The following is a 22,636-nucleotide window of genomic DNA, read 5'->3' on the forward strand; positions in this document are numbered from 1 at the left end:
ACCCGGACCGCCCTCAGGTCACCGGATCGCTCAGACCGTCACCCACAGGGTGCGAACGCTGTTGCTGACGAACGAGGCGATCGGCTCGTCCGTCCGGCCCTCCGCCAGGGCCAGCCCGGGGAACCGGGTGAACAGGTGCCGCAGCGCCGTCTCGGCCTCCAGCCGGGCGAGCCCGGAGCCGAGGCAGAAGTGCGGGCCGTGGCCGAGCGACAGGTGCTTGGCGGGCTGGCGGGTGAGGTCGAAGCGGTCCGCGTCCGGGTGGTGCCCGGAGTCCCGCCCGGCCGCCGCGTACGAGGCCAGCACGGCCTCGCCGCGCCGGATCACCACGTCGCCGACCTCGATGTCCTCGATCGCGTAGCGCAGCGGGAACTGCCCGACCGGGGAGTCGTAGCGCAGCGTCTCCTCGACCACCGCCGACCACGGCTGCTCCCCGTCCAGGACGAGCCGCAGCTGGTCCGGGTGCGCCAGCAGGGCGCGGACGGCGTTGGTGATCAGGTTGAGCGTGGTCTCGTGCCCGGCGACCAGCATCAGCAGCAGGGTGCCCACCAGCTCGGCCTCGCTGAGCCGCTGCTTGTCGAGGTGGTGGCCGGCGTCGTGGGCGGCGATCAGGTCGCTGGTCAGGTCGTCGCCGGGCTCGGCCCGCTTGGCCGCCACCACCGAGGCCAGCAGCGCGTTCAGGCCCCGCTGCGCGGCCAGGGCCGCGGCCGGGGTGGCCGAGCTGGAGACCATGGTGTCGGACAGCTCGTGCAACTCGTCCTGCTGCTCCAGCGCCAGGCCGAGCAGCTCGCCGATCACCTGCATCGGCAGCGGGTAGGCGAAGTGCCGCCGCAGGTCGAACTCGCCCTCCAGCTTCGCGACCCCGTCCAGCAGCGCGATCGTCCGGGCCTCGACCGCGGGCGCCAGGTCGGCTATCCGGCGCGGGGTGAAGGCCTGCGAGACCAGCCCGCGCAGCCGCCGGTGGTCGTCGCCGTCGGCGGTGACCATGCCGGGGACGACCACGAAGTTGAGCAGCGGCCAGCCCTCCGGCAGCCGTCCCTCCCGGAAGGTCGTCCAGAGCCGGGCGTCCTTGCCGATCCGGGGGTCGGCCAGCAGCGACTGGAGGGTGGCGTGGTGGGTCACCGCCCAGACCACCACCCCGCCAGGGAGCTCCACCAGGACCGCGGGGCCGGCCGCACGGAGTCGGGCGTTCTCGCCGTGCTGGTCACGGCCGAAGGGGTCGAGTCTGACGGGCTCGGCGCGGTTTCCGGCGTCGACGGTGTCCATGCGGGCCTCTCGGGGGCTGGCGGGCGGGGTGGGGTGAAGGCGCTGTAGAGCACCGGAAGGGCGGTCAGGGCCCGTGACCACGGGGACGGGCGCCAGGTCAACTCTCCCGGAGGTACGGCAAGTTGGAGGTCGGGAAGGCGGTGCAGCAGGGTCTCGACGGCGGTCTCGACGATGATCCGGGCCGGGTGCTGGGCCGGGCAGACGTGCCGGCCCGCGCCCCACGCGAGGTGCGCCCGGTTGCCGCCGAGCGAGCCCTGGGCGGCGGCCGAGACGCCCTGCGCGGCCGGGTCGGCGTTGGCCGCGGCCAGGCCGAGGACGAGCATGTCGCCGGCGCTGATGTACTGGCCGCCGAGCACGGTGTCACCGGTGGCCCAGCGGCCGGGGAAGTTCTGCGTCGGAGGGTCGCGCCAGAGCACCTCCTCCAGCGCGTCGGAGACGGTCAGCCGCCCGCCGGTGAGGGTGGCCCGGAAGCGCCGGTCGGTGAGCAGCAGCCGCAGGGTGTTCCCGGTCCAGTTGATCGAGGTCTCGTTGCCCGCGACCAGCAGCACCACCAGGTGGTGCACCGCCTCCTCGTCGGTCAGCTCGGCCGGGTGGGCGAGCAGCCAGGAGGTGAGGTCGGCGCCCGGGACGGCCCGGCGGCTGCGCACCAGGTCGACCAGCAGCGTCTGGAACTCCACGCCGGCGCGCTGCGACTGCGCGCTGCTGTCCACGAAGTGGCTGATCAGCTCGACCAGCCGCGGCCCGCTCTGCACCGGCAGTCCGACCAGCTGGGTGAAGACCAGCAGCGGCAGGATGCGGGCGTACTGGGCGATCAGGTCGGCGGTGCCGTCCGGGCCCCAGCTGTCGATCAGCCCGTTGGCGGCCGTCTCGGTGGTCCCGCGCAGCTGGCGGTGGTCGATCTGGGCCAGGGTGTCCGAGACGGCGGAGCGCAGCCGCTGGTGCTCGGCGCCGTCCAGGTTGAGCAGGGTGGGCCGCCAGGAGGTCATCGGCAGCAGCCGGGAGTCGGCGGCCAGCCGGCCCTCGGCGGGCACCCGCCAGCGGCGCGAGTCCTTGGAGAACAGCGCCTCGTTGCGGGTGAGTTCGAGCAGTTCGGGGTAGCCGAGGACGAGCCAGGCCTCGACCCCGGGCTCCAGCTCGATCGGTGCGACCGGCCCGTAGCGCTCGCGCAGCCGGGCGTACAGGCCGTGCGGGTCGTCGGCGACGGCCGGGCCGTACAGCGGGGTCAGCGGCACGCCCACGGGCAGCCCGCCGGGCCGGCCGCCGCCGTGGGCGACGGGGCACCCGGGAGGCCCGGGCGGTTCGGGGGCGGTCATCCCTGGAGCTCCAGGACCGAGCTGCGGTGCAGGTGGTCGACGAAGTCGATCAGCAGGTCGTAGGCCTGCCGGCGGTCGCGCGCGTCGCAGTACAGGATCGGCACCTCCGGCAGCAGGTCCAGCGCCGACCGCAGCTCCTCCTCCGGGTAACTCGGCGTGTCCGGGAAGGTGTTGACGGCGACCGCGAAGGGGATGCGCTGCTCCTCCAGCCGGCCGAGCACGTCGAAGCTCTCGTCCGGACGGCGCAGGTCGACCATGGCGATGGCGCCGAGCGCACCGCGCGACAGGTCGTCCCAGAGCGGCCAGAACCGCTGCTGCCCGGGCGTGCCGAACAGGTACAGCGCGAGCCGCGGGTTGAGCGTGATCCGGCCGAAGTCCAGCGCCACCGTGGTGGTGCTCTTCCCGGCGAGCCCGGTGAGGTCGTCGACGCCGGCGCTGGCGGCGGTCATCGTCTCCTCGGTGCGCAGCGGGGTGATCTCGCTCAACGAGCCGACCAGGGTGGTCTTGCCGACCCCGAACGGACCGGTGACCAGGATCTTGACCGCGCCCTGCACCGAGGAGGGCAGGTACTGCGGCCCGTCGGCGGACCCGGTGGCCCCGGGGGCGGCTTCAGCGGAGTTGGCGGAGGCCAACGAGCACCTCTTCCAGAAGGGTTGCGGGCAGGCGTTCGGCCTGCGGTACGGGCGGGAGCACCTGCACGGCGCCGAGGTCCCACAGGTCCCCGACCAGCACCTTGACGACGCCGAGCGGCAGCCCCAGGTGGGCCGCCACCTCGGCGATGGACAGCAGGCTGTGACAGAGGGCGAGGATGCGCCGGTGCTCGCGGTTCAGCAGCTCGTGCTCGGGCAGGTCCGGCGCCTCCGGTAACGCGCTGACCAGGCTCTCCACGGCGAGCTCGGCCCGGGTGGGGCGGCTGCGCCCGCCGGTGATGACGTACGGCCGGACCGGGCCGCTCAACGGTGGCCCCCCGCCGCGTGGTCGACGCGCGGCGGGCTGGTGAGGTGGGCGCCGATCCGTTCGACCAGGACCTGCATCTGGTAGGCGACCAGGCCGGCGTCGACGGCCTCGCCGGTCACCACGGCCAGGTGGGCGCCGGCCCCGGCGGCGACGACGAAGAGGTAGCCGCCGCCGTACTCGATGACGATCTGGCGGGTGGCGCTGCCGGGGCCGCCGAAGCCCGTCGCGACGCCGCGGGCCAGCGACTGCAGTCCGGAGCAGGCGGCGGCGAGCCGTTCGGCGTCGTCGCGCGCGATGCCCGCGCTGCGGCCGATCTCCAGGCCGTCGTTGGAGACGACGACGGCGTGCTGGACCTGCGGGACGGCGATGATGTCGGCGAGCAGCCAGCCGAGATCAGGGGTGGTGGTCATGGAACTCTCCGGAGCGCTGGGGAAGTCGGGGGGAAGCGGGCAGGGAACGGTCTGACTGGGCCTGGGCCCGGACGGCGGAACGGCCGCTGGCGGTCCCGGCCTGGAACATCGCCATGAACGCCTGCGCGTCCCGGGCCGAGCGGTGGGGCGGCGCGGGCGGCGGTGGGGGAGCGGCGTGCTGGGCGGGTCGGCCGGTGCGGTCGCGCCGGTGGCTCCGGCGGGGCAGCGGGGGAGGGGCGTCACCGGTGGCGGCGTGCCGGCCGGTGGGCGGGGTCTCCACCATGGGATGACCGGCGGGAGAGGCCGGTCGGGGACCGGGGCTGAACGCCCGGTCGTCCGGCCCGAGGCCGGGGACGGTGGGCGGCAGCGGCTCGGTGAGCAGCGCGTTCGGCAGCAGCAGGACGACGCGCACGCCGCCGTACGGCGAGGGCGCCGAGCTGAGCGTGACCCGGAAGCCGTACTGCTCGGCGAGCCGGCCGACCGCGGCCAGGCCCAGCTGCGGCACCTCGCCCAGCCGGGAGACCTCCAGGGTGCTGCCGCCGGCCAGCGCGGCGGCGGCCTTGGCCACCGCCTGTTCCGGCATGCCGACGCCGCCGTCGTCGATCTCGATGACGGCGCCGTTGTGCACCGGCATCAGCGTGACGAACACCTGGGTGCTGGGCGGGGAGTAGCGGGTGGCGTTGTCCAGCAGCTCGGCGATCGCGTGGATCAGCGCCTCGGCGGCGGCGCCGACCACGGCGGTCTCGGTGCGGCTGCGCACCACCACGCGCTGGAACGGCAGGATGCGCGACTGGGCGCCGCGGACGACGTCCTCCAGGGAGACGGGTTCCGGCCAGTGCCGGCCGGCCCGGGCGCCGCACAGCACGGCCAGGGTCTGGGCCAGCCGGGCCTGTTGGGCGGCCGCGTGGTCGGCCTTGAGCAGGCCCTCCAGCAGCGCGGGGTCGTCGTGGGTGCGCTCCATCTCGTCCAGCAGCGCCTGCTGGTCGTGGGCCATCACCAGGATCCGGCGGGCGACGCTGAGGAAGGCCCGCTGGGTGGAGGCGGTGTGCTCCTGCTCCTGCTGGACGGCGGCGAGTTCGGCGCCGCGGCGGGAGAGTTCGACGGCCAGCTGGTCTTGGAGGGCGAGGAGTTCGCCGTGCAGCCGGTCGGCGCGGCGGCGGTGTGTGACGGACACGGCGCGGTACCGCGCGGCGGCCACGAGGGCGAGGACGGCGAGCACGCCGGTTGCCGTTACGGACCACTGAGTCATCGTCACGCGGCGAATTCTAGGGTGATGATCCTACGAAGGTGTGAACGGATCCCGCCAAGTGACCGGATCTCGTCAATATCGAGTCAATTCGGCGTCAATCGGCGCTCGTTCGACCCCGATCGCACCGCCTGACGAGGCGTCCCACCGGCCTGACCGGCCCCGGCGGCCGGCGGCGGGACCGAGCCGGTCGGCCGGATCGCGTCCTGTGATGTGTGGGGCCTGTGTGCGAGGTGTTGCGGAAGGGGCGTCGTCCGGTGCAGGGGCGCCGAGCCCCGAGGCCGGGCGGGACGGCCGGGGCGGTCAGGCGGGCCAGCCGCGCAGGCCGGCGGTGAGGGTGGCGATGAGGCGGTCGTGGGTGGTGGTGAGGTCCTCGGCGAGCTGGAAGGCGCCGGCGGTGGAGAGGGACGCGAAGCCGTGGGCGAGGGAGCGGACGGTGCGGGCGGCGTGGATCGCCTCGGCGCCGTCGAGGCCGTACTCCCGCAGGACGGCGATGATCACGCCGACCAGCCGGGCGGCCGCCCGGGTCAGGTCGTCGTCGGGCTGCGGGGCCTGGGGCAGGGCGTGGTAGCGGTGCGGGTGCTCGGTGGCGTACGCGTGGTAGGCGCGCAGGACGGCGGCGACGGCGTCGTCCCCGCTGCGTCCGACGGCCGCCTCGGCCAGCCGGTCGGCCAGGTCTCCGGTGACCCGGACGGCGATCATCCGCCGCAGTTCGGCCAGGCCGCCGCTGACGTGCTTGTACAGCGAGGGGGTGGCGACCCCGGCCCGGGCGGCGACGGAGGCCAGGGTGAGGGCCTCGGCGCCCTGCTCGTCGATGAGGGCGAGGGCGTGGTCGACGACCTGGCCGGGGGTCAGTCCTACGCGGGGCATGGGTTCGGGCTCTCCGTACGGGTGGGGTCGGGTGGCGGGCGGGGGCGGGGCTCAGCCGAGTTCGGCGAGGAACGGCAGCAGGGCGTCCGCGGTGGCCGTCGGGTTGTCGGCCATCGGGTAGTGCCCGGACCCCTCGATCATCACCTTCCGCGCGCCCAGGGCGGCGGCCTGCCGGTCGGCGACGAGTTCCGGCTTCGGGAAGTCGGGGTCCGCGCTGCCCATGACCACCAGCGCCGGGCACCGCACCGCGGCCGTCCAGCCGGCCGGCGCCGAGTCGCCGCGGACGTACCCGCGGGTGGCGGCCTTGCGGCCCGGGGTGCGCAGTGCGGCGACCAGGCCGTCCACGTACGCGTCGAAGTCGGCGGGCTTGGCGCCGGGGAAGGCCATCCGGCGCAGGTAGAAGCCCCAGGAGGCCGGCCAGTGGACGAGGGCCGCGCCCATCAGGCCCATGACGCCCCGCATCAGGGCGCCCGGCGGCGGGTTCTCGACGAAGGCGTCGAGCAGGACGATCCCGGCGACCCGCTCGGGCGCGTCCCCGGCGGCCCTGACGACGGTCGCCCCGGTGTAGGAGTTCCCGGCGAGCACGGCGCGCTCGATGCCGAGGTGGTCGAGCAGGGCGAGGACGTCGCCGGCGAGGGCGGCCGGGCCGTAGTCGTCCCAGGCGACGGAGGACTCGCCGAAGCCCCGCAGGTCCATGGTGACGACCCGGTGGCCGGCGGCGACCAGCAGCGGGCGCAGGTGCCGGTAGGCGGCCCGGCTGTCGAGCATGCCCGGCAGCAGGACGACGGGGGCGCCGTCGCCCTGCCGGGTGTCGTCGAAGGCGATCCGGCCGCCGGGAACGGTCAGGTACTGGGTGCTCGGGGTCGTGGTGCCGTTCATGGTGGTCCTCCTCGGGCCGCCGGTGCGGGGCATCGGCGGGTGCCGCCGATAGCCATAAAGCTAAGGCTAATAGCCTTAGCCGTCAAGCGGTCGGCGGACGAGTCGGCGCAGGGGGCGGTCAGACCCCCTCCACCTTGAACGGGTCGTGCTCGCTGAGCAGCTTCTCCAGCCGGGCCTGGTCCACCCGGGTCACCATCTCGTTGGACTCCTGCCGGTCCCGGATCACCTTCGCCAGCGTGAACGCGGAGGTGACGGTGTAGAGGAGGCCGATCCCCAGGAAGGCCCGGGTCCACCCGCCGACCGGCAGGTAGGCGATCCCGACCGCGAGGGCGGTTCCCGAGACGGCGAAGGAGAGGACGGCCTGGATGTAGTAGGCGGCCGTGGTGCGGCTCTGCATCGGTGTGCTCATGGCGTCAGGATGCGGCCGCCCGGTCGGACCGCACATGAGTAGGCGTACTCAGATGGAGCCGTGCATGAGGGGTCGTTCGTTGACGTCCGATCACCTGGGCGTAAGCTGCTCGGAACGGATGGCTTGGAATCAGAGCCTCCTAGGATTAACGTTTGATAACGCAGCGCGGTCGTCAACGCCGTACCCAGACGGCACCGTGCGCCGTCGCCTAATCCCGCCGACCGGCCCCCGGGCAGGTCAGGGAGCCGGGGAACCACGTTCCTTGGGGTGAATCGGCGGGGCCCCGGCCCGGCCGTAGGAGACCTTCCTGCTCCGAACCCGTCAGCTAACCCGGTAGGCGCGAAGGAAGGAAAGGAGCGCGCCTCCCGTGGCGTCGACGCACACCCCGGCACACCCCGGCTCCGCAGCCGGCACCCAGCTTCTCGACCACCCCGGCACGGACGGCCCCGAGGCCTTCGGTGCGGAGGCCTTCGGCCCGGAGGTCGAGACCAACCGCCACCGGATGCCGCGTCAGACCCGCGGAGCCTCCCCGCTGCTCGGCGTCACCGCCGTCGCCGCCACCCTGGGCGCCACCGGCTTCGCCTCGGCCACCCCGGCCGCCGCCCCCGCCGTCGAGGCCCCGGACGAGACCCCGGTCGCCCTCTCCGCCGACCCCGGCCTCGCGCTCGCCGCCCGCATCCAGCACCAGGCCGACAGCCAGCGCACCGCCGCCGAGGAGACCGCCCGGCTGCAGGCCGCGCAGGAGGCGGAGGCCAAGGCCGCCGCCAAGGAGGCCGAGGCCAAGCGCGCCGCCGAGGAGGCCGAGCGGGTCAAGGCCGCCGCCCTCACCCTCCCGGTGAAGGAGTACCGGCTCTCCGCCCACTACGGCCAGAGCGCCCGCTACTGGGCCAACCTGCACACCGGCCTGGACTTCGCCGCCGACACCGGCACCCCGGTCCACGCGCTCGGCCAGGGCACCATCACCTCGGCCGGCTGGGCCGGCTCGTACGGCTACCGGATCGTCGAGACCCTGCCCGACGGCACCGAGATCTGGTACTGCCACCTCTCCTCGATCACCAAGGGCTCCGGCAAGGTCGTCTCCGGCCAGCAGATCGGCAAGGTCGGCGCGACCGGCAACGTCACCGGCCCGCACCTGCACATGGAGGTCCGCCCCGGCGGCGGCGCCCCGGTCGACCCCGAGCCCTGGCTCGAGCAGCGCGGCCTCACCCTCTGACGCACCCGCGAAGGCCCCCGGCCCGGAGCCGCAGCTCCCGGGCCGGGGGCCTTCGCGCGCCGACTCACTCCTCGACGGGCAGCTGCGCCAGGTACGCCTCGATCTCCTCGTGGCCCGGCTCCGGCGCCAGCTCCGGGAACTCCGTCACCAGCAGCCGCGGCAGCCCCGGCACCGTCCACCCGCCGAACAGGTCGAGCGCCGCGTCGACCGCCGCCTCCTCGAACCGGCCGAAGTCCCCGGCCAGTTCGTCCGGCATCGGCCGTCCCAGCGAGGTCAGCTCGGCCAGGTTGCGGTAGCTGCGCCGCATCAGGCCCTGCTCCAGCAGCCGCCGCGCGCCGTCCGTGGCCATGCCGACCGCCAGCACCCGGCCCGGGCCCCAGCCCTGCTCGTCCGGCTCGTCCAGCCAGCCGGCCGGCACCAGCGCCCCGTACGCGGCCAGCCGCTCGTCCTCCGACAGCTCCGCGAAGCCGGCCAGCCAGTCCCGCACCGCCGCCGCGTCCGTGACGTCCACCCCGTGCGCGTGCAGCAGCAGCGCGTACAGCCGGGGCCAGGTCACCAGGTCGGCGCGGCGCAGCAGCCCGGCCGCGACCTCGCCCTGCCACTCGGCCTCCGCGTGCAGCCGCTCCTGGCGCTTGGCGTTCAGCCGCCGGGCCGCCCGCTGGTGGTCGATCAGCAGCCGGACGGCGTCGCCGTAGGCCAGCGGGTCCTCCTCGGGCGCGGGTTGGACGTACAGGTGGAGCCGCTCGTACAGCAGGTGCTCCACCGCGTCGGAGGTCAGTTCGGGCCAGCCGTCGCGCATCCTGCCCTCGCCCAGCTCCAGCAGCGCCAGCACCGCGCGCAGCGGCCCCTCGGCCACCGGCGCGCGGCCCTGCTCGGCCGCCCAGTCGAGCAGGTCGGCGGCCTTGGTGCGCGGGGCGAGCCGCAGGTCTTCGTCGTTCATAGTCCGAACGGTAGCCGCCGGGCGGGGATAGGGTCGGCAGCCATGGTCCCCGTACGACTCACCGGCCCGCGACTGGCCGTCCGCGAGTACCACCACACCGAGCGCGACGTGGACGCGCTGCACGCGCTGTTCGGCGACCCGGAGGTCACCCGCCACCTGCCGTTCGGGCCGGGCGACCGGGAGGAGTGCGCCGACCAGGTCGAGCTCTACCTGGAGGAGGCGATGGCCGGGGAGCGGGACACCTACCGGCTCGCCGTCACCAGGCTCGCCGACGCCGAGGACCCGGCGGACGCCACGCCGGTCGGGCAGGCCTCGCTCACCCTCGACGGGTACCGCGCCGCCCAGCTCGGGTGCGTGCTGGCCCGCGGGTCCTGGGGGCGCGGCTACGCGGGCGAGACCGTCGGCCTGCTCTGCGACCTCGCCTTCGGGCCCCTGGACCTGCACCGGGTGGCCGCGCGGGTCGCCGTGGCCAACGAGGCCTCCGTCCGGGTGCTCACCCGGCTGGGCTTCCGGCGCGAGGGGCGGCTGCGGCACGACGGGTTCAAGGACGGCGTTTGGACCGACTCGTACCTCTACTCGCTGCTCGCCGACGAGTGGCCCGGCCCGGCCGCCCGGACGCAGGGGGGTTAACCCCACCCCGGATCCGCCAGGCCCCCGGATCCCGACCGGCCACCGCATCCACCAGACTGGACACCGTCAGCGGGACGAACGACCGACAGCACGAGGGGCCGGGGGCCGGGATCATGAGCAGCAGCCGCAGCACGGAGGACCGGGAGTGGGACGTCCCGGGCGTCCACGGGGACGACCGGCGCCCCGCCGGGGCCCGCCGGACCGAGCGGCGGCCGGCCCTGTGGCGGGCGCCGTTCTCGGCGTACTACTACCGCGAGGTCGGCTACGCGCTCACCGGGCTGCCGGTGGCGATCGCCGGGTTCGCCGTCTCGGTCACCATGTTCTGCCTCGGCCTCGGCACCTTCGTCACCGTCCTCGGCCTGCCCGTGCTGGGCGCACTGACCAGCCTCGCCCGCGGTTTCGGCCGACTGGAGCGGGCCCGGGTGCGCGGCATGCTGGCCCTGGACGTCCCGGGCCCGGAGCCGGTGCGCCAGGTCCGCCCCGGCAGCTGGGGTGCGATCACCGCGCGGCTGGGGGACGGCGCCGGCTGGAAGGCCGTGCTGTACCAGGTGGTGATGTTCCCCTGGGCGTTGTTCAGCTTCACGATGACGCTGGTGTTCCTGGTGCTCGGCTGGGCCCTGACGCTCTACCCGCTGTACCACTGGGTCTTCCCGACGTACACCTCCTGGAAGGGGTACCGGGTGTTCGACTTCCGCGACAGCGACGGCATCCGGCACCTGTACGAGATCCAGTCGCCCTGGCAGATCGCCGGGCTCTCGCTCGCCGGGCTGCTGCTGGTCTTCCTCACCACCCAGCTGGTCCGCGGCCTGACCAACGTCAACCGGGCCGCCGCCCTGGGCCTGCTCGGCCGCTGACCGCTCCCGTCGGAGGCTTCCGGCGGACCGGGTCCCGTCGGCGGCTTCCGGCGGCTGCCCGGCATCCGGGTATGTAATGGTCACTCATCATGGATGCCCCTATACTCGCCCGCATGACCGAGACGACCATCCGGCTCGCCGACGCGACCGACGCCGACCGGCTGACCGCGCTCATCCAGGCCTCCGGCGCCTACCGCGGCGCGTACTCCGCGATGATCGACGGCTACCGGGTGTCTCCCGACTACATCGCCCGCCACCTGGTGCGGATGGCCGTGGACGCCGCCGACGACCGCCTGCTCGGGTTCTACGGCCTGATCCGCGAACCGGCCGAGCTGGACCTGATGTTCGTCGCCGACGAGGCGCAGGGGCTGGGCGTCGGGCGGCAGTTGATCGCCGACATGCTCGACCGCGCGCGGGAGGCGGGCACCGCCTCGGTCAAGGTCGTGTCCCACCCGCCCGCCGAGCGCTTCTACCTGCGGGTCGGCGCCGTACGCACCGGCACCCGGCCCCCGCAGCCCAGGACGCCCTGGGAACAGCCCGAACTGCGCTTCACCGTCTAGGAGTTCCCGCCTTCCGACGGAGCGTCCGGTGCGCCCGGCTGGACCGGCACCACCACCGGTACGACCTGCGGTACGGCCTGCGGGGCGGGCGGCCCCGACCGCGCCGGCACGAGGCCCGGCGCCTGGATCCGGGACAGGATCTTCTCCGCCAGCCAGCTGCGGTCCGACCCGTACGGGATCCCGCGCGGGTCGACCAGCTGGGTCGCCACCGCGTCCCGCACCCGCTGCGCCTCGGCGGCGGGCAGCCGGGAGAGCAGCCCCCGGGCGGCCAGCAGCGCGTGGTACTGCTCGAAGTCCGAGCGCGGGTGCCCGATCGCGTCCAGCACGCTCGGCAGGTCCGCCAGCGCCGGATCGCCCTGCATCAGCGCGAGCGCCTGGATCCGCCGGCCCTCGGAGCCGTCCGCGAAGAGGTCCCGCACCTGGTCGGCGGTCAGCGCCGAACGCCGCGCGGTCGAACGGACCTCGGCCACCACGCCCTCCGGCCCGGTCGGCGATCCGGAGGAGGGCGGCAGCTGCCCGGCCAGCGCGGCCGGGCGCTCCGCGCTGCCGCCCAGCAGCCCGAGCTGCTGCATCGCGCGGACCCGCAGGTCGTCGGCGCCCACCTTGTCGCCGTGCCGGTCGTGGTCCTGCCCGGCGAGGAAGAGGTCCAGCGCCTGGTCGGTCTCGGTCAGCGCCTGCGGCAGCGCCAGCCGGGTCACCAGCCAGCCGGCCAGGAAGCCGAGGACCAGGAAGTACAGCACCAGCGCCGCCGCGAACGGCGCCACCCCCTCGCCCCCGCCGAGCGCGGGCGCCAGCGCCGTACCGAGGTCGTGCAGCCGCCGGCCGAGCGAGCCGAGCTGGGTCAGCCCGACGCCCAGCAGCACCTTGGTCAGCCAGTCCGAGACCTGCTCCAGATTGGTGTTCGGCGCGTACGAGCCCGGCGGCTCTCCGGCGCCGGCACCACCGCGCACCCGCGGCACCCCGAACAGGAAGCCCAGCCCGCCGCCCAGCACCACCGAGGCGCCGACCACCACCAGCCCGCCGCCGAGCGCCTGCCAGGCGTGCTCCCGGCCGAGTGCGAACAGCACCAGCCCGAGCAGCCCCGTCCCGGCCGCCACACCGGCGGCGCCCCACCGCGCCGTCCGCAGCGCGGCCCCGCCGCCCGGCCGTCGTGCCTCCGCCATCGCCCGCCCCCTGTGTCCGCGCCGCTCCGCTCCGGAACCCGCGCCGACTCTAGCGCCGCGGGGAGCCTGCGGACCGTGCCGGAAGCTCCCCGGGAACGCAGACGGCCCGCGGGCTGCTCCTGCGACGCCGGCCCGTGCACTGGCCAGGCGCCGAGGCACCGGGGATGTACCGGTGAGCCCGCGGGCCGGGTGACTGCTATGGATTTCGCCTGCCGGAGGCCTGGGGCCTCACCCCGCGCAGGCAGGGGCGGCTCTAGCGAGCAGCCACCTCACGCATCCTGATGGAACTCAACTCAGGATCACCTCCCTTCAGTGTGCTGCCAGCCTAGGCAGCGCACCGGGCGGAGGCAACGGATTTATTTCGCGGAGCCGCGTCCGCCGCAGTCGGTCCTGAGCCGGTCCCGGACCCGCCGGAGCCGGTCCCGCCGTCGCCGTCCTCGGCGCGCCCGCCCGCGGCGGGACCGCGGGCTGCCCGTACCCGGACATGCGAAAGGCCCGGAGGACGTGTCCTCCGGGCCTTTCCGCTACTGAGTAGCGGGGACAGGATTTGAACCTGCGACCTCTGGGTTATGAGCCCAGCGAGCTACCGAGCTGCTCCACCCCGCGTCGGTGAACACAACGATACGTGGAAGTCGCCGGGATGGGAAATCGGTTCCTCAGGGCGCCCTGGCGACCCGCGGCCGGCCGGGCGCCGCGTGCCGCGCCGACCGGCATCTCGCCCAGGCCGCGAAGCAGACCAGCGCGGCGAAGCAGGGCACCATCAGCGCCGCGTACACCACCAGGAAGCCGTCCGTGCCGAGGTCGGCGGCGGCGTTCCAGGTGCCGTGCAGGGCCATCGCCAGCAGCAGGCCGGCCGGCAGCGCCAGCCGGGCCAGCCAGCGGCGGCCGGTGGTGAGGGCGACGGCCAGGCCGATCCCGGTGAGCGCGGTGAACAGCGGGTGGGCGAAGGGGGAGAGCAGGGCGCGCAGCACGAAGGTCTGCACGGTGCTGTCGAAGTCGCGCAGGCTGGGCGGGTCGCCGAGGCCGATGCTGTCCAGCCGCTGCCGCTGGTCGCTGGTGAAGGCCCGGCCCAGGTAGAGGGCGTTCTCGGTGAACGCGAAGCCGCAGGCGGCCATCCCGCCGAGCACCACCCCGGCGGCCAGGGTGCGCGGCCGGGAGCGCTGGTGCGGCGGCGGGGCCGGCCGCAGGTAGGGCAGCGGCCGCAGGCGGGGCCGCAGCCGCAGCCGGCCGCGGGCGTGCGGCCCGGCGGGGTGGCGCGGGTACGGGCGGGGGCTCCGGGGCGCGGGCGACCGGCGCAGCAGCGGCGCGCAGGGGCGCCCGGTGCGGCGGCCGTGGCAGCGCAGCCGCTGGCCGAACGGGAGCAGCAGCACCAGCAGGGCGGTGGCCTTGGCGGTCTCCTCGATCACCGGGGTGGCGATCCCGGCGCCGAGCAGTTCCCCGAACGCGCCCCGGTGCCGGGTCAGGTAGCTCGCCGTCCAGTTGTTGGCCAGGATGGCGACGGTGGTGGCCGCGCAGGCGCCCCAGCCGAGGCAGAACACGGTGTGCCGCAGCGGCACCCGGGCGGTGAGGTTGAGCCAGGCCAGGCCGCCGAGCACGAACGGCAGCGGCACCAGCGCCAGGCCCAGGCCGACCAGCAGCCCGACCGTGCCGGTCTGCCGCTGGACCAGGTGCAGGATCAGCACCCCGCAGCCGATCAGGGTCAGCACGGCGGTCGTGGTGACCGAGGAGAGCGCCACCGAGCGGCTGCGGCCGGGGCGGGGACCGGGGGCCGCGGTCCGGGCCGGCCCGGCGGGGGCGGTACCCGGCCGGGGCAGCAGGCGCCGGGCCCGGTGCCTCCGGGGGCCCGGGATGGTCCGGGTGCCGCCGGTGCTCGGGACCGTCTCCGGTGCGTCGGCGGCGGCCCGGACCGTCGTCCGACCGTTCGTCCGGAACCCGCCGCCGGACGGGCTGCCCATGCGGCACAGGGTAGGCCACGGCGGCGGCCCGTCGGGAGGACCCGGGGCGGACCGCCCGTCCCCGGCCCGCCCGAACGGCCGCCGCGCGGCCGCCGGTTCGAACGGCGCCGGTGGGTCAGCGGCGGCGGAACAGCAGGTCGTGGACGACGTGGCCCTTGGCGATCCCGGCCCGTTCGAACTTGGTGACCGGTCGCCAGTCCGGCCGAGGGGCGTAGCCGGGGATGCTGCCGTCCGGGTGGTCCGCGGGCTCCAGCCAGCCGGTCCCGTCACCCTCGGGGTGCAGGTTCTCCAGCTCCGGCGAGGCGGACAGCACGTCCAGCATCTGCTCCGCGTACGGCTCCCAGTCGGTGGCGCAGTGCACCAGGGCGCCGGGGGCGAGCCGGGGCAGCACCAGGTCGAGGAAGGAGGGCTGGACCAGCCGGCGCTTGTGGTGCTTCGGCTTGGGCCACGGGTCGGCGAAGTAGACCCGCAGACCGGCCAGCGAGGCATCCGGGAGCATGTCGCGCAGCAGGATCACCGCGTCGCCGGCGGCGGTCCGGACGTTCCGGGAGCCGTCGCGCTCCAGCAGGCCGAGCAGGTTGCCGTGGCCGGGGGTGTGCACGTCGGCGGCGAGGATGCCCATGGCCGGGTCGGCGGCGGCCATCGCGGCGGTGGTCTCGCCCATGCCGAAGCCGATCTCCAGCGTCACCGGCAGGCCGCCGAACAGCTCCGGCAGGTCCAGCGGGGTGCCGTCGATGGGGATGCCGTAGGTCTCCCAGCTCCGGTCCAGGGCGCTCGCCTGGGCGTTGGTCATCCGGCCCCGGCGCGGCTGGAAGCTGCGGATGCGACGCTCGCGGTGCTGGGCCTCGGTGGCCTTGTGCGGGTACATCGGCGCGGGGTAGGCGGCCGGCGCGGCGGACAGCCGGGCGGACGGCGAGGGCTGGGGGATCGGGGCGGTGGCAGTCACAATCACCCGAGTCTACGGGGCTGTCGGGGGTCGTCGGCCGGGCCTGTGACCGGGCTCATCCGCCCGATCGCCGCCCGCCCGGCCCGCCGCGCGGTCCGCCCGGCCGCCGGTGGAGAAGGGGGGAGGAGCCACACCCCCGTGATGGCTCCTCCCCCGTTCCCCGCCCGGCCGGCGCGGGCTCCGCTACCCCTCCCAGGGCCAGTGGGCGTTCGCCCCGGACTCCAGGAGCGGGATCAGCCGGAAGGCCGCGTCGCTCAGGCCGCCGAAGGTGTGCCGGTGGGCGCCGCCGCCGGGCCCGTGGCCCGTGGCGTAGCCGGCCAGGTTCCAGGTGTAGACGGGCACCTGGGCCGGGACCGCGGCCAGCGGGTCGCCCCGGTGGCCCGGGCCGGTCTGCTCGTCGGTGACGATCACCACCCGGTCGTGGCCGCGGTAGTGGGCGCGGACGGCGTCGGCGGTGTTGGTGCCGCCGAGGCTGGAGAAACGTTCCAGTACCCGCAGCACCGCCTCGCCCCGGCCGACCTCGACCAGCCGGCTGGTGGTGCCGAACTCGACCAGGTCCGCCTCCTCGGCCCGGACCTTCAGCGCGGTGCCGAAGATCGCCGCCGAGTCCGCCCGGTTGAGCTCGGTCGGCCCGCCGGAGCGGTCGAACATCGAACCGGAGCGGTCCACCAGGACCAGCGTCCGGCCGGGCAGCTCCGGCACGTTGGCCAGCGAGTGGCCGAGCGCCGTCTCCAGCGCGTGCCCCCAGCGCAGCGAGGGCGCGTTGCGGTACGCGGCCAGGTAGCGGAACGGGAACTGGCGCGAGCGCCGCACCTCGCCCCGGTCGGAGATCCGCCGGGCGACCTCGGCCGCGACGGCGTCCGAGACGCCGGCCCGGTCGAAGTTGCGCAGGTTCCGCACCAGCGCCATCGGACCCATCGACGGGATGACCGCCTCCCAGACGGCCGCGTCCAGCGGCCCCTGCAGCCAGCCCGCCAGCGCCTCCCAGGACAGCCCGGCGGCGGCCAGCCGCTCGGCGCCGCCCTCGGCGGTCACCGCAGCCCGGCGCTCCTCGACGGGCAGCGCCAGCAGCTCGCGGTTGGCGGTCAGCATCCGGTCGACGGCCGGCGGGACGGCCTCCTCCGGCCGGTGCCGGCGGTCCAGCGCGTACGCGAACAGCGCACCCTGCCACGGCCGGTCCGGGGCCGGCGAGGGGTGGGTCAGCTCGATCACGTCGCCGAACCGGTAGCCCTTGCCCGCGGTGTCGTACTTGAGCAGCGAGCGGGCGTCGTACAGGCGCTGGACGGCGTCCGCGACGCCGCGCTTGAGCGGCTTGGGCAGCGCCCGGCCGTAGCGCGAGGTCCAGTAGGCGAGCAGCTCGCCGGGCTCGTCGGCGCGCCGCAGCACCGCCGCGACGGCCTGCCGGGAGTGGCCGTGGGCGCCGGCGTCCAGCCGGGCACGGGTGAACTCGGCGGCGCCGACCAGGGCGGCGGTGCGCATCTGGGCGCCGTGGCGCAGCCAGCGCAGCAGCCCGAGGGTCCACTCCGGCTCGGCGACGGCGAGTTCGCGCACCAGCGCGGTGTAGCGGTCGTCGCGCGTGCCGCCGCGCTCGTGGAAGGCGTCCTGCCCGACCATGTTGGCGATCGCGAGCAGGAAGAGCTCGGACCTGGCGTCCCGGACGTGGCCGACGCCGCCGTTGTGGTTGCGGGTGAGCCGCCCGGTGGTGGCCACCGGCGAGGTCGGACCCGCCTTGGCCCCGCGGAAGTTGAACCTGGACATGCGAAAGCCCCCCTCGGCCTGCTGGTGTCAGTGGGAGGGAGGCGTGCTGCGGTGCGGCGTGCCCGAGATCGTGCCGGCCGTGGGACGGCCGACGTCGGCGGAGGTGTATGCCTTGTGCTCTACCGGATTGAGCTACCGGCCGCGCTCGCGCACGGCCGCCCGGGATTCGAACCCGGAACCGCAAGATCCGAAGTAACCCCCGCCCGCGCACCGGGCACTCCGGAGCGCACTGCCTCCCGAGATCAGGATGGCGGCGGTGTTTCGCGGGCTCGAACCGCTACGCCGGAGAACCGGCGTCTACCAGAAGTAACCGCTGCCGTCGCACCGGGAGGTGCGGAACGAACTATTCAGGTATGGGTGTCCAGAGATCGAAGGCGGCTGAGGTGACGAAGCTGCTCTACCGACTGAGCTACACCGGCCCGAAGCCGGTGACGGGACTCGAACCCGCGACACGCCCATTAACAGTGGAAGTAACCTCTGCCTGCGCACCTGGACGAGAGAGACCTTAGCCAGGCCGTTCCCGCGCGTGCACCTCATTTACCGTCAACTCCGGCGGACCCACCGCTCACGCCGGAGCGACGATCACCGCCCGGGCCCGCTCGGTCAACTCCCGTACCCGGCGTTCACCCTGGAAGGGCTCCAGCCGCCGCAGCATCTCCACCACGTACTCCCGGCTGCGCTGCGAGGAGATCCGCCCGGCCACCTCGACGGCGCGCTCGCCGGCGGCGACCGCGGCGTCCAGGTTGCCCGCCTCCGCCTCGGCCATCGCCGAGACCACCAGCCGCAGGCCGTGCGAGCGGACGAAGCCCTCGGTGGGGGTGGCCAGCGCCTCGCGGGTGAACTGCCGGACCTTGGAGGGCACTCCGAGGTCGCGGAAGCACTCGGCGGCGTCGGCGGCTAGCCGGTCGTAGGCGTAGAAGTCCATCCACGCCGGATCGGGATCCCCGGCGCGCGCGCGTTCGAGCGCGCTCTCCGCCGCGCCGAGCGCCGTCGCACACGCCGCGGCGTTGCGGGCCTTGGCCTGGGCCCGGGCCTCCACCAGGTGGAAGAAGCTCATGGTGCGGGCGGTGGCCAGGCCCCGGTTGCGCTCCAGCGCGGCCTGGGCGAGGTCGACCGCCTCCTCGGCGAAGCCCCGGTAGCCGGCCTGGAGGCTCATCGAGGCCAGCACGTAGCCGCCGAGCGGCACGTCGGCGGCGGCCCGGGCGAGCCGCAGCGCCTGGATGTAGTAGCGCTGGGCGGCCTCGTGCTGTCCGGTGTCGAAGGCCATCCAGCCGGCCAGCCTGGTCAGTTCGGCGGTCGCGCCGAACAGCGCCCGGCCGACCGCGTCGCTGTAGGAGGCGAGCAGCAGCGGCGCCGCCTCCACCCGCAGGCACTCCGGCACCATCGACGAACGCCAGTCCCCGCCGCCGTACTTGGAGTCCCAGCGGCGGGCCTCCTGGGCGGCCTCGCGGAGCTTGGCGGCGTCCGAGTGGCCGACCCGGTAGGAGGAGGTGTCGGTGGGGGAGCGCGGCACCTCGCGGGCCACCGAGCCGTCCGCGGGGGTGATCAGCCAGCGGGAGACCGGGGTCGCGTAGGCGGCGACCGAGAAGGTGCCGGCCAGGCTGTCGCTCCAGCGTCCGCCGCCGGGGCCCCGGCGCAGGTCGAGGTCGACCCGCCACAGGTCGGTCGCCGAGCGGACCGCGTCGGCGACCTCGCGCGGGAAGGCCAGGCCGAGTTCGGGCGCCGGGTCGGTGTCGCCCAGGCCGATCTCCTCCAGCGGGACGGGCCGGCCGAGCTTGCCGCCGATCGCGGTGGCGATCAGGTGCGGGACGGGCCCCTGCGGCACCATGCCCTTGCTGACCCAGCGGGCCACCGAGGTCTTGTCGTACCGCAGGGTCAGCCCGCGCTGGGCACCGAGGTCGTTGACCCGGCGGGCCAGTCCGGCGTTGCTGATCTGGGCGAGGGTCAGGAGCGTGCCGAGCCGTTCGTTCGGTCCACGTGGGCTGACGGTCATGGTGGCGGCGGCACCTCCTGCGGCCTTGTGCGCGGGGCCCGGGCGGCACCGGGCCGTAGCTGCTGTACCTAGCGTAGTCGGACGCGTTCCGACGGTTAAGAGGTCGCATTCCGGATGGCGGGATCGCGCACTCGGCGGTGCCGCACCGGAGTTGGTCCGGACCGCTCGGATCCGGCCGACCGCACCGCGCGCCGGAGCGTCGTGCTCCGGTCCCGTGTTCACGTGCGCCCGGCCGTGCCCCCTGGCCCGACCGGCTGGTCGGCGATTCGCTGGTGGTCGTGGGTCGGCCTGCCGTCGAGGACCCGGCGGGCCGGGGGATGCCGCCGCCTCAATCCCCGCGGGCGGCGGTGAAGTCCGGGAGGGCATGCGGATGCCCTCCCGGGCTGGGCGACGCCTTTCGGCCATCTCGCGATGCCCATGTCAAGGCGTTCGCCGGCGGTCCGGGCCGGGGAGGGGGAGGCCCGGCCCGCCCGCCCCGCCGGAGTGGCGGGATGATCGAACTCTCTTCGACTGCACGGAACTTGACCCCCCGCAGTGATCGGGTGCCGCGGTGGTTCCGGGGCCGCCCCCCGGTCCGCGGGCGCACCTGCACCGGCCCGGACGCCCGCACCCGGCCGTCGAACGGCCGGTCCGAACGGAATCGGAACCCGGAACACCGGCCACGGCGGCGTCCCGCGGTGGCACGATGTCTCCTGACGGCGCGTCGAGCTGCGGGGGCACGCCGGGACGCGCACGGGCCGCCACGGCACACCACCCGGCCGCCCGGCGGGCGGCGAACGCGCCCACGGATGCAGGTCCTCGTCCGCTGGAGGCGCGATGCGGTGGCTGACGGGCTGGTGCACGGGCGTGCCGAGCGCGGGCACTCCGGCGCACGAGGCACTCGGCAGGGTCGAGCCCATCGCCGCGCGCCCCCTGTGGACCGGGCCCGACCCGCTCTGGGCCGTGGGCGACTGGCGCCCCGGCGAGATCCGCCTGGTCACCCTCCGCCCCGGCGCGCCCGCCGTGGTCAGCACCGGGCCCACCGCCCCCGACCAGGTCGAGGACACCCCCGCCACCTCCCGGCTCGCCGTCCTCGGCCACTGCGGCGCCACCGACGCCGAACTCGCCGCCGGCCTCGCCGCCGCCCGCGGCGGCGCCGTCCGCCACCTGACCGCCTGGCCCGGCAGCTACACCGTCGTGCTGCGCTCCGGCACCCGCTCCACCCTGCTGCTCACCGACCTCGCCGGCGCCCAGCCCGTCTTCCACACCCCGTGGGCCGGCGGCACCGCGTACGCCACCGCCGCCCTGCCGCTCGCCGACCTGGTCGGCGCCCCGCTGGACACCGGCCACCTCGCCGCCCGGCTCGCCTGCCCCGAGTCCCCCGAGGCGCTCGGCACCGGCACCCCGTACCTGGGCGTCCAGCGGGTGCCGCCCGGCCACGTGCTCGGCGTCCGCGGCGGCCGCCCGTACCTGTCCGGCTACGACGACCCGGGCGGCGCCGGTCAGCCGCGGGGCGAGGCGCCCGCCGTCCGCGAACTCACCCGCGCCCTGCTGGAGGCCGTCCGCTCCCGGGTCCGCACCACCGGCCCGGCGCTCGACCCGGCCGGGCGGGACCGGCTCGGCGTCGACCTCTCGTACGGGACGGCCTCCGCGACCGTCGCCCTGCTCGCCGCCGCCGTCCCGCTGCCGCCGGCGCCCACGGCCGCCGCGGCGGCCCGGGCGGCCACCGCCGGTGCCAGGAGCGGCGCCGTCAAGGGCTCCTGGGCCCGCGCCGCCGCCGTCCGGGAACCCGCCGCCCCCGAGCGGCTGGCCGCCGTCACCCTCGGCGAGACCGGGCCCCCGACCGGCCTCGCGCTCGCCCCCGACACCCCGCGGCTGCGGCACACCGTGCTCGACCCGGCCCCGGACACCCTCCCGTACGCCGGGCCGGGCGCCGACCCGCAGGCCGGCCGGCTCACCGACGAGCCCGGACCCGAACTCGTCGCCGCCGCCCGGGCCGAGGCCCGCTTCGACGCGGGCGGCACCGACCACCTCACCGGCTACGGCGCCCGCCAGGTGCTGGACGGGCACCCGGCCCGGCTCGCCGACCTCATCCGGGCCGGCCGGCCGCGCGAACTGCTGTCCCCGGTCGCCGCGCTGGCCGGCGCCGACCGGGCGGCCGCAGGCGTCCTCACCGGCGCGCTGCGCACCCCGCTCACCGTGGTCCGGGCCGCCCACCGGCTCTCCCGGGTGCGCTACGCCGAGGCGCTGGACGAGGCGGCCGCCAGGCTGACCGCCCGCCACGTCCCGGACGACGCCGGTACGGCGGGGGCCCGCTCGGCCGTCGACCTCGCCTGGTGCGTGCCCGGACCGGCCGCCCGCTGGCTCTCCGACGAGGCGCTCTCCTCGGTCGCGCTGCGGCTCCGCCTGGCGGCGCGCAAACCGGCTCCCGAGGAACACCCCGGCGCGTACCGGGCCCGGCACGCCCTCTACCGGCAGGCACGCTCCTTCCGCACGCTCGTGCACGCCGCCGAACAGCCAGGACAGCGGCTGCACGCGCCCTTCCTCGACAACCAGGTGGTGCGCGCCGCCCGGCTGCTGCCCGACGACGTCCGCCTCCAGCCCGGCGCCCGGCACGCCCTCCTGCACGCCGTCCTCACCGGCGCCGGCCGCACCGACCTGCCCCCCGACTGGGGCCGCGGCCCCCGCCCCGATCGCACCGCCCCCGCCCGCGCCGGACTGCGCCTCGCCGCCGACGGCCTCGCCGAACTCTTCGACGCCCCGCTGCTCGCCGAGGCCGGCCTCATCGACCTCCCCGCCGTCCGTGCCGACCTCGTCCACGCCGCCGACCCCGCCACGCCCCTCTCCGCCGCCGCCCTGGCGGGCCTCGCCGACCTCGTCTCCACCGAACTCTGGCTCCGCCGCATCCGCGCCCGCCGCCACGGCGCCTGCTGGACCGGCCTGCCCGGGCCCCGCCAGCCCGCCCTCACCCCCTGACCGCCGGGCCGCCGGCCCGCCCGCCCTGCGGACTGTCACCCTCCGACCTCCCGCCCGCTGCTGGGCCGGCTCCCTCCGGGCGCTCCCCGCCCCGCTGGCCATCCGGCCGTCCCGGTCCCCGCAGGCCACCCCGGCCTGCGGCCCGCCCCGTTCGGGCTCTGCCCGGCTCGCTGGCCGGCCCGTCCGGTCCGCTCCCACCGCCCTCTTCCTCGCTGGACGGCGCCTCACCTCCCGACGCCTGGCGCGCCGCCTTGCCGGCCCCCCGGGCGCTCCCGCCCGCCCGCTGGCCACCGGGCCCTGTCGTGCCGGGCCCCTGGCCGAC

Annotated in this window: 20 protein-coding genes, 1 tRNA gene and 1 riboswitch; of the genes, 5 read left to right on the plus strand and 16 right to left on the minus strand. The window is 75.7% G+C overall.

What is annotated here, in order from left to right; translation table 11 throughout:
• Positions 1-30: 30 nt before the first annotated feature.
• The 9 genes from ACIQI7_RS09425 to ACIQI7_RS09465 all read right to left on the minus strand — a co-directional run bounded on the left by ACIQI7_RS09425 (position 31) and on the right by ACIQI7_RS09465 (position 7,347).
• Positions 31-1,119, minus strand: coding sequence for a cytochrome P450 (locus tag ACIQI7_RS09425; RefSeq protein ID WP_401106817.1), 1,089 nt, complete (start codon positions 1,117-1,119; stop codon positions 31-33).
• Positions 1,116-2,576: a cytochrome P450 gene (locus tag ACIQI7_RS09430; protein WP_401106819.1), complete on the minus strand. Its 1,461-nt coding sequence runs from the start codon at positions 2,574-2,576 to the stop codon at positions 1,116-1,118. The genes ACIQI7_RS09425 and ACIQI7_RS09430 overlap by 4 nt, the downstream gene beginning before the upstream one ends.
• Entirely contained in the window at positions 2,573-3,208 is a 636-nt protein-coding gene (locus ACIQI7_RS09435) for a GTP-binding protein (protein WP_401106822.1), read from the minus strand. Before ACIQI7_RS09435 ends, ACIQI7_RS09430 begins: the two co-directional genes overlap by 4 nt.
• On the minus strand, positions 3,186-3,533 hold the full coding sequence (locus tag ACIQI7_RS09440; RefSeq protein WP_387759103.1) for a DUF742 domain-containing protein: 348 nt from the start codon (positions 3,531-3,533) through the stop codon (positions 3,186-3,188). Before ACIQI7_RS09440 ends, ACIQI7_RS09435 begins: the two co-directional genes overlap by 23 nt.
• Entirely contained in the window at positions 3,530-3,943 is a 414-nt protein-coding gene (locus ACIQI7_RS09445; protein ID WP_387759104.1) for a roadblock/LC7 domain-containing protein, read from the minus strand. The genes ACIQI7_RS09440 and ACIQI7_RS09445 overlap by 4 nt, the downstream gene beginning before the upstream one ends.
• Positions 3,927-5,192: a sensor histidine kinase gene (locus ACIQI7_RS09450; RefSeq protein ID WP_401106911.1), complete on the minus strand. Its 1,266-nt coding sequence runs from the start codon at positions 5,190-5,192 to the stop codon at positions 3,927-3,929. Before ACIQI7_RS09450 ends, ACIQI7_RS09445 begins: the two co-directional genes overlap by 17 nt.
• Positions 5,193-5,492: 300 nt before the next feature.
• Positions 5,493-6,059: a TetR/AcrR family transcriptional regulator gene (locus tag ACIQI7_RS09455; protein WP_401106826.1), complete on the minus strand. Its 567-nt coding sequence runs from the start codon at positions 6,057-6,059 to the stop codon at positions 5,493-5,495.
• Between the two features lie 51 nt (positions 6,060-6,110).
• On the minus strand, positions 6,111-6,938 hold the full coding sequence (locus ACIQI7_RS09460; protein WP_401106828.1) for an alpha/beta fold hydrolase: 828 nt from the start codon (positions 6,936-6,938) through the stop codon (positions 6,111-6,113).
• Between the two features lie 118 nt (positions 6,939-7,056).
• Entirely contained in the window at positions 7,057-7,347 is a 291-nt protein-coding gene (locus tag ACIQI7_RS09465; RefSeq protein WP_401106830.1) for a YiaA/YiaB family inner membrane protein, read from the minus strand.
• Between the two features lie 195 nt (positions 7,348-7,542).
• Positions 7,543-7,701: riboswitch (cyclic di-AMP (ydaO/yuaA leader) on the plus strand.
• Positions 7,702-7,714: 13 nt separating this feature from the next.
• On the opposite strand from ACIQI7_RS09465, the gene ACIQI7_RS09470 reads away from it, so the two are divergent.
• Positions 7,715-8,560: a M23 family metallopeptidase gene (locus ACIQI7_RS09470; RefSeq protein ID WP_401106833.1), complete on the plus strand. Its 846-nt coding sequence runs from the start codon at positions 7,715-7,717 to the stop codon at positions 8,558-8,560.
• Positions 8,561-8,624: 64 nt separating this feature from the next.
• On the opposite strand, the gene ACIQI7_RS09475 is transcribed toward ACIQI7_RS09470, so the two are convergent.
• Positions 8,625-9,500, minus strand: coding sequence for a hypothetical protein (locus ACIQI7_RS09475; RefSeq protein WP_401106836.1), 876 nt, complete (start codon positions 9,498-9,500; stop codon positions 8,625-8,627).
• A gap of 42 nt (positions 9,501-9,542) precedes the next feature.
• On the opposite strand from ACIQI7_RS09475, the gene ACIQI7_RS09480 reads away from it, so the two are divergent.
• From ACIQI7_RS09480 to ACIQI7_RS09490, 3 genes are all read left to right on the plus strand, one after another.
• Positions 9,543-10,130: a GNAT family N-acetyltransferase gene (locus ACIQI7_RS09480; RefSeq protein WP_401106839.1), complete on the plus strand. Its 588-nt coding sequence runs from the start codon at positions 9,543-9,545 to the stop codon at positions 10,128-10,130.
• Positions 10,131-10,243: 113 nt separating this feature from the next.
• On the plus strand, positions 10,244-10,984 hold the full coding sequence (locus ACIQI7_RS09485; RefSeq protein ID WP_401106842.1) for a sensor domain-containing protein: 741 nt from the start codon (positions 10,244-10,246) through the stop codon (positions 10,982-10,984).
• Positions 10,985-11,097: 113 nt separating this feature from the next.
• Positions 11,098-11,544: a GNAT family N-acetyltransferase gene (locus tag ACIQI7_RS09490; protein WP_401106845.1), complete on the plus strand. Its 447-nt coding sequence runs from the start codon at positions 11,098-11,100 to the stop codon at positions 11,542-11,544.
• Here ACIQI7_RS09490 and ACIQI7_RS09495 read toward each other — a convergent pair.
• The 6 genes from ACIQI7_RS09495 to ACIQI7_RS09520 form a co-directional block, all read right to left on the minus strand.
• Positions 11,541-12,707 (minus strand): hypothetical protein, encoded by a 1,167-nt coding sequence (locus ACIQI7_RS09495; RefSeq protein WP_401106848.1) that lies wholly within the window; start codon positions 12,705-12,707, stop codon positions 11,541-11,543. The genes ACIQI7_RS09490 and ACIQI7_RS09495 overlap by 4 nt on opposite strands.
• Before the next feature lie 532 nt (positions 12,708-13,239).
• Positions 13,240-13,313, minus strand: a tRNA-Met gene (locus ACIQI7_RS09500).
• 50 nt (positions 13,314-13,363) lie between these two features.
• Positions 13,364-14,662, minus strand: a complete 1,299-nt coding sequence (locus tag ACIQI7_RS09505) for a PrsW family intramembrane metalloprotease (protein ID WP_401106851.1) — start codon at positions 14,660-14,662, stop codon at positions 13,364-13,366.
• A gap of 115 nt (positions 14,663-14,777) precedes the next feature.
• On the minus strand, positions 14,778-15,608 hold the full coding sequence (gene trmB, locus ACIQI7_RS09510; RefSeq protein ID WP_387759123.1) for a tRNA (guanosine(46)-N7)-methyltransferase TrmB: 831 nt from the start codon (positions 15,606-15,608) through the stop codon (positions 14,778-14,780).
• Positions 15,609-15,791: 183 nt separating this feature from the next.
• The gene (locus ACIQI7_RS09515) at positions 15,792-17,366 is read right to left on the minus strand and encodes a TROVE domain-containing protein (protein WP_401106854.1); all 1,575 of its coding nucleotides are present in this window, start codon (positions 17,364-17,366) and stop codon (positions 15,792-15,794) included.
• A gap of 565 nt (positions 17,367-17,931) precedes the next feature.
• Positions 17,932-19,359, minus strand: coding sequence for an MFS transporter (locus ACIQI7_RS09520; protein WP_355264844.1), 1,428 nt, complete (start codon positions 19,357-19,359; stop codon positions 17,932-17,934).
• Between the two features lie 816 nt (positions 19,360-20,175).
• Here ACIQI7_RS09520 and ACIQI7_RS09525 point away from each other — a divergent pair.
• A complete protein-coding gene (locus ACIQI7_RS09525; RefSeq protein ID WP_401106856.1) occupies positions 20,176-22,314 on the plus strand; it encodes an asparagine synthase-related protein in 2,139 nt (712 codons plus the stop codon).
• Positions 22,315-22,636: the final 322 nt, after the last annotated feature.

Origin of the sequence: Kitasatospora sp. NPDC092039 (genome assembly GCF_044756065.1) — a bacterium.
Taxonomy (GTDB): domain Bacteria; phylum Actinomycetota; class Actinomycetes; order Streptomycetales; family Streptomycetaceae; genus Kitasatospora.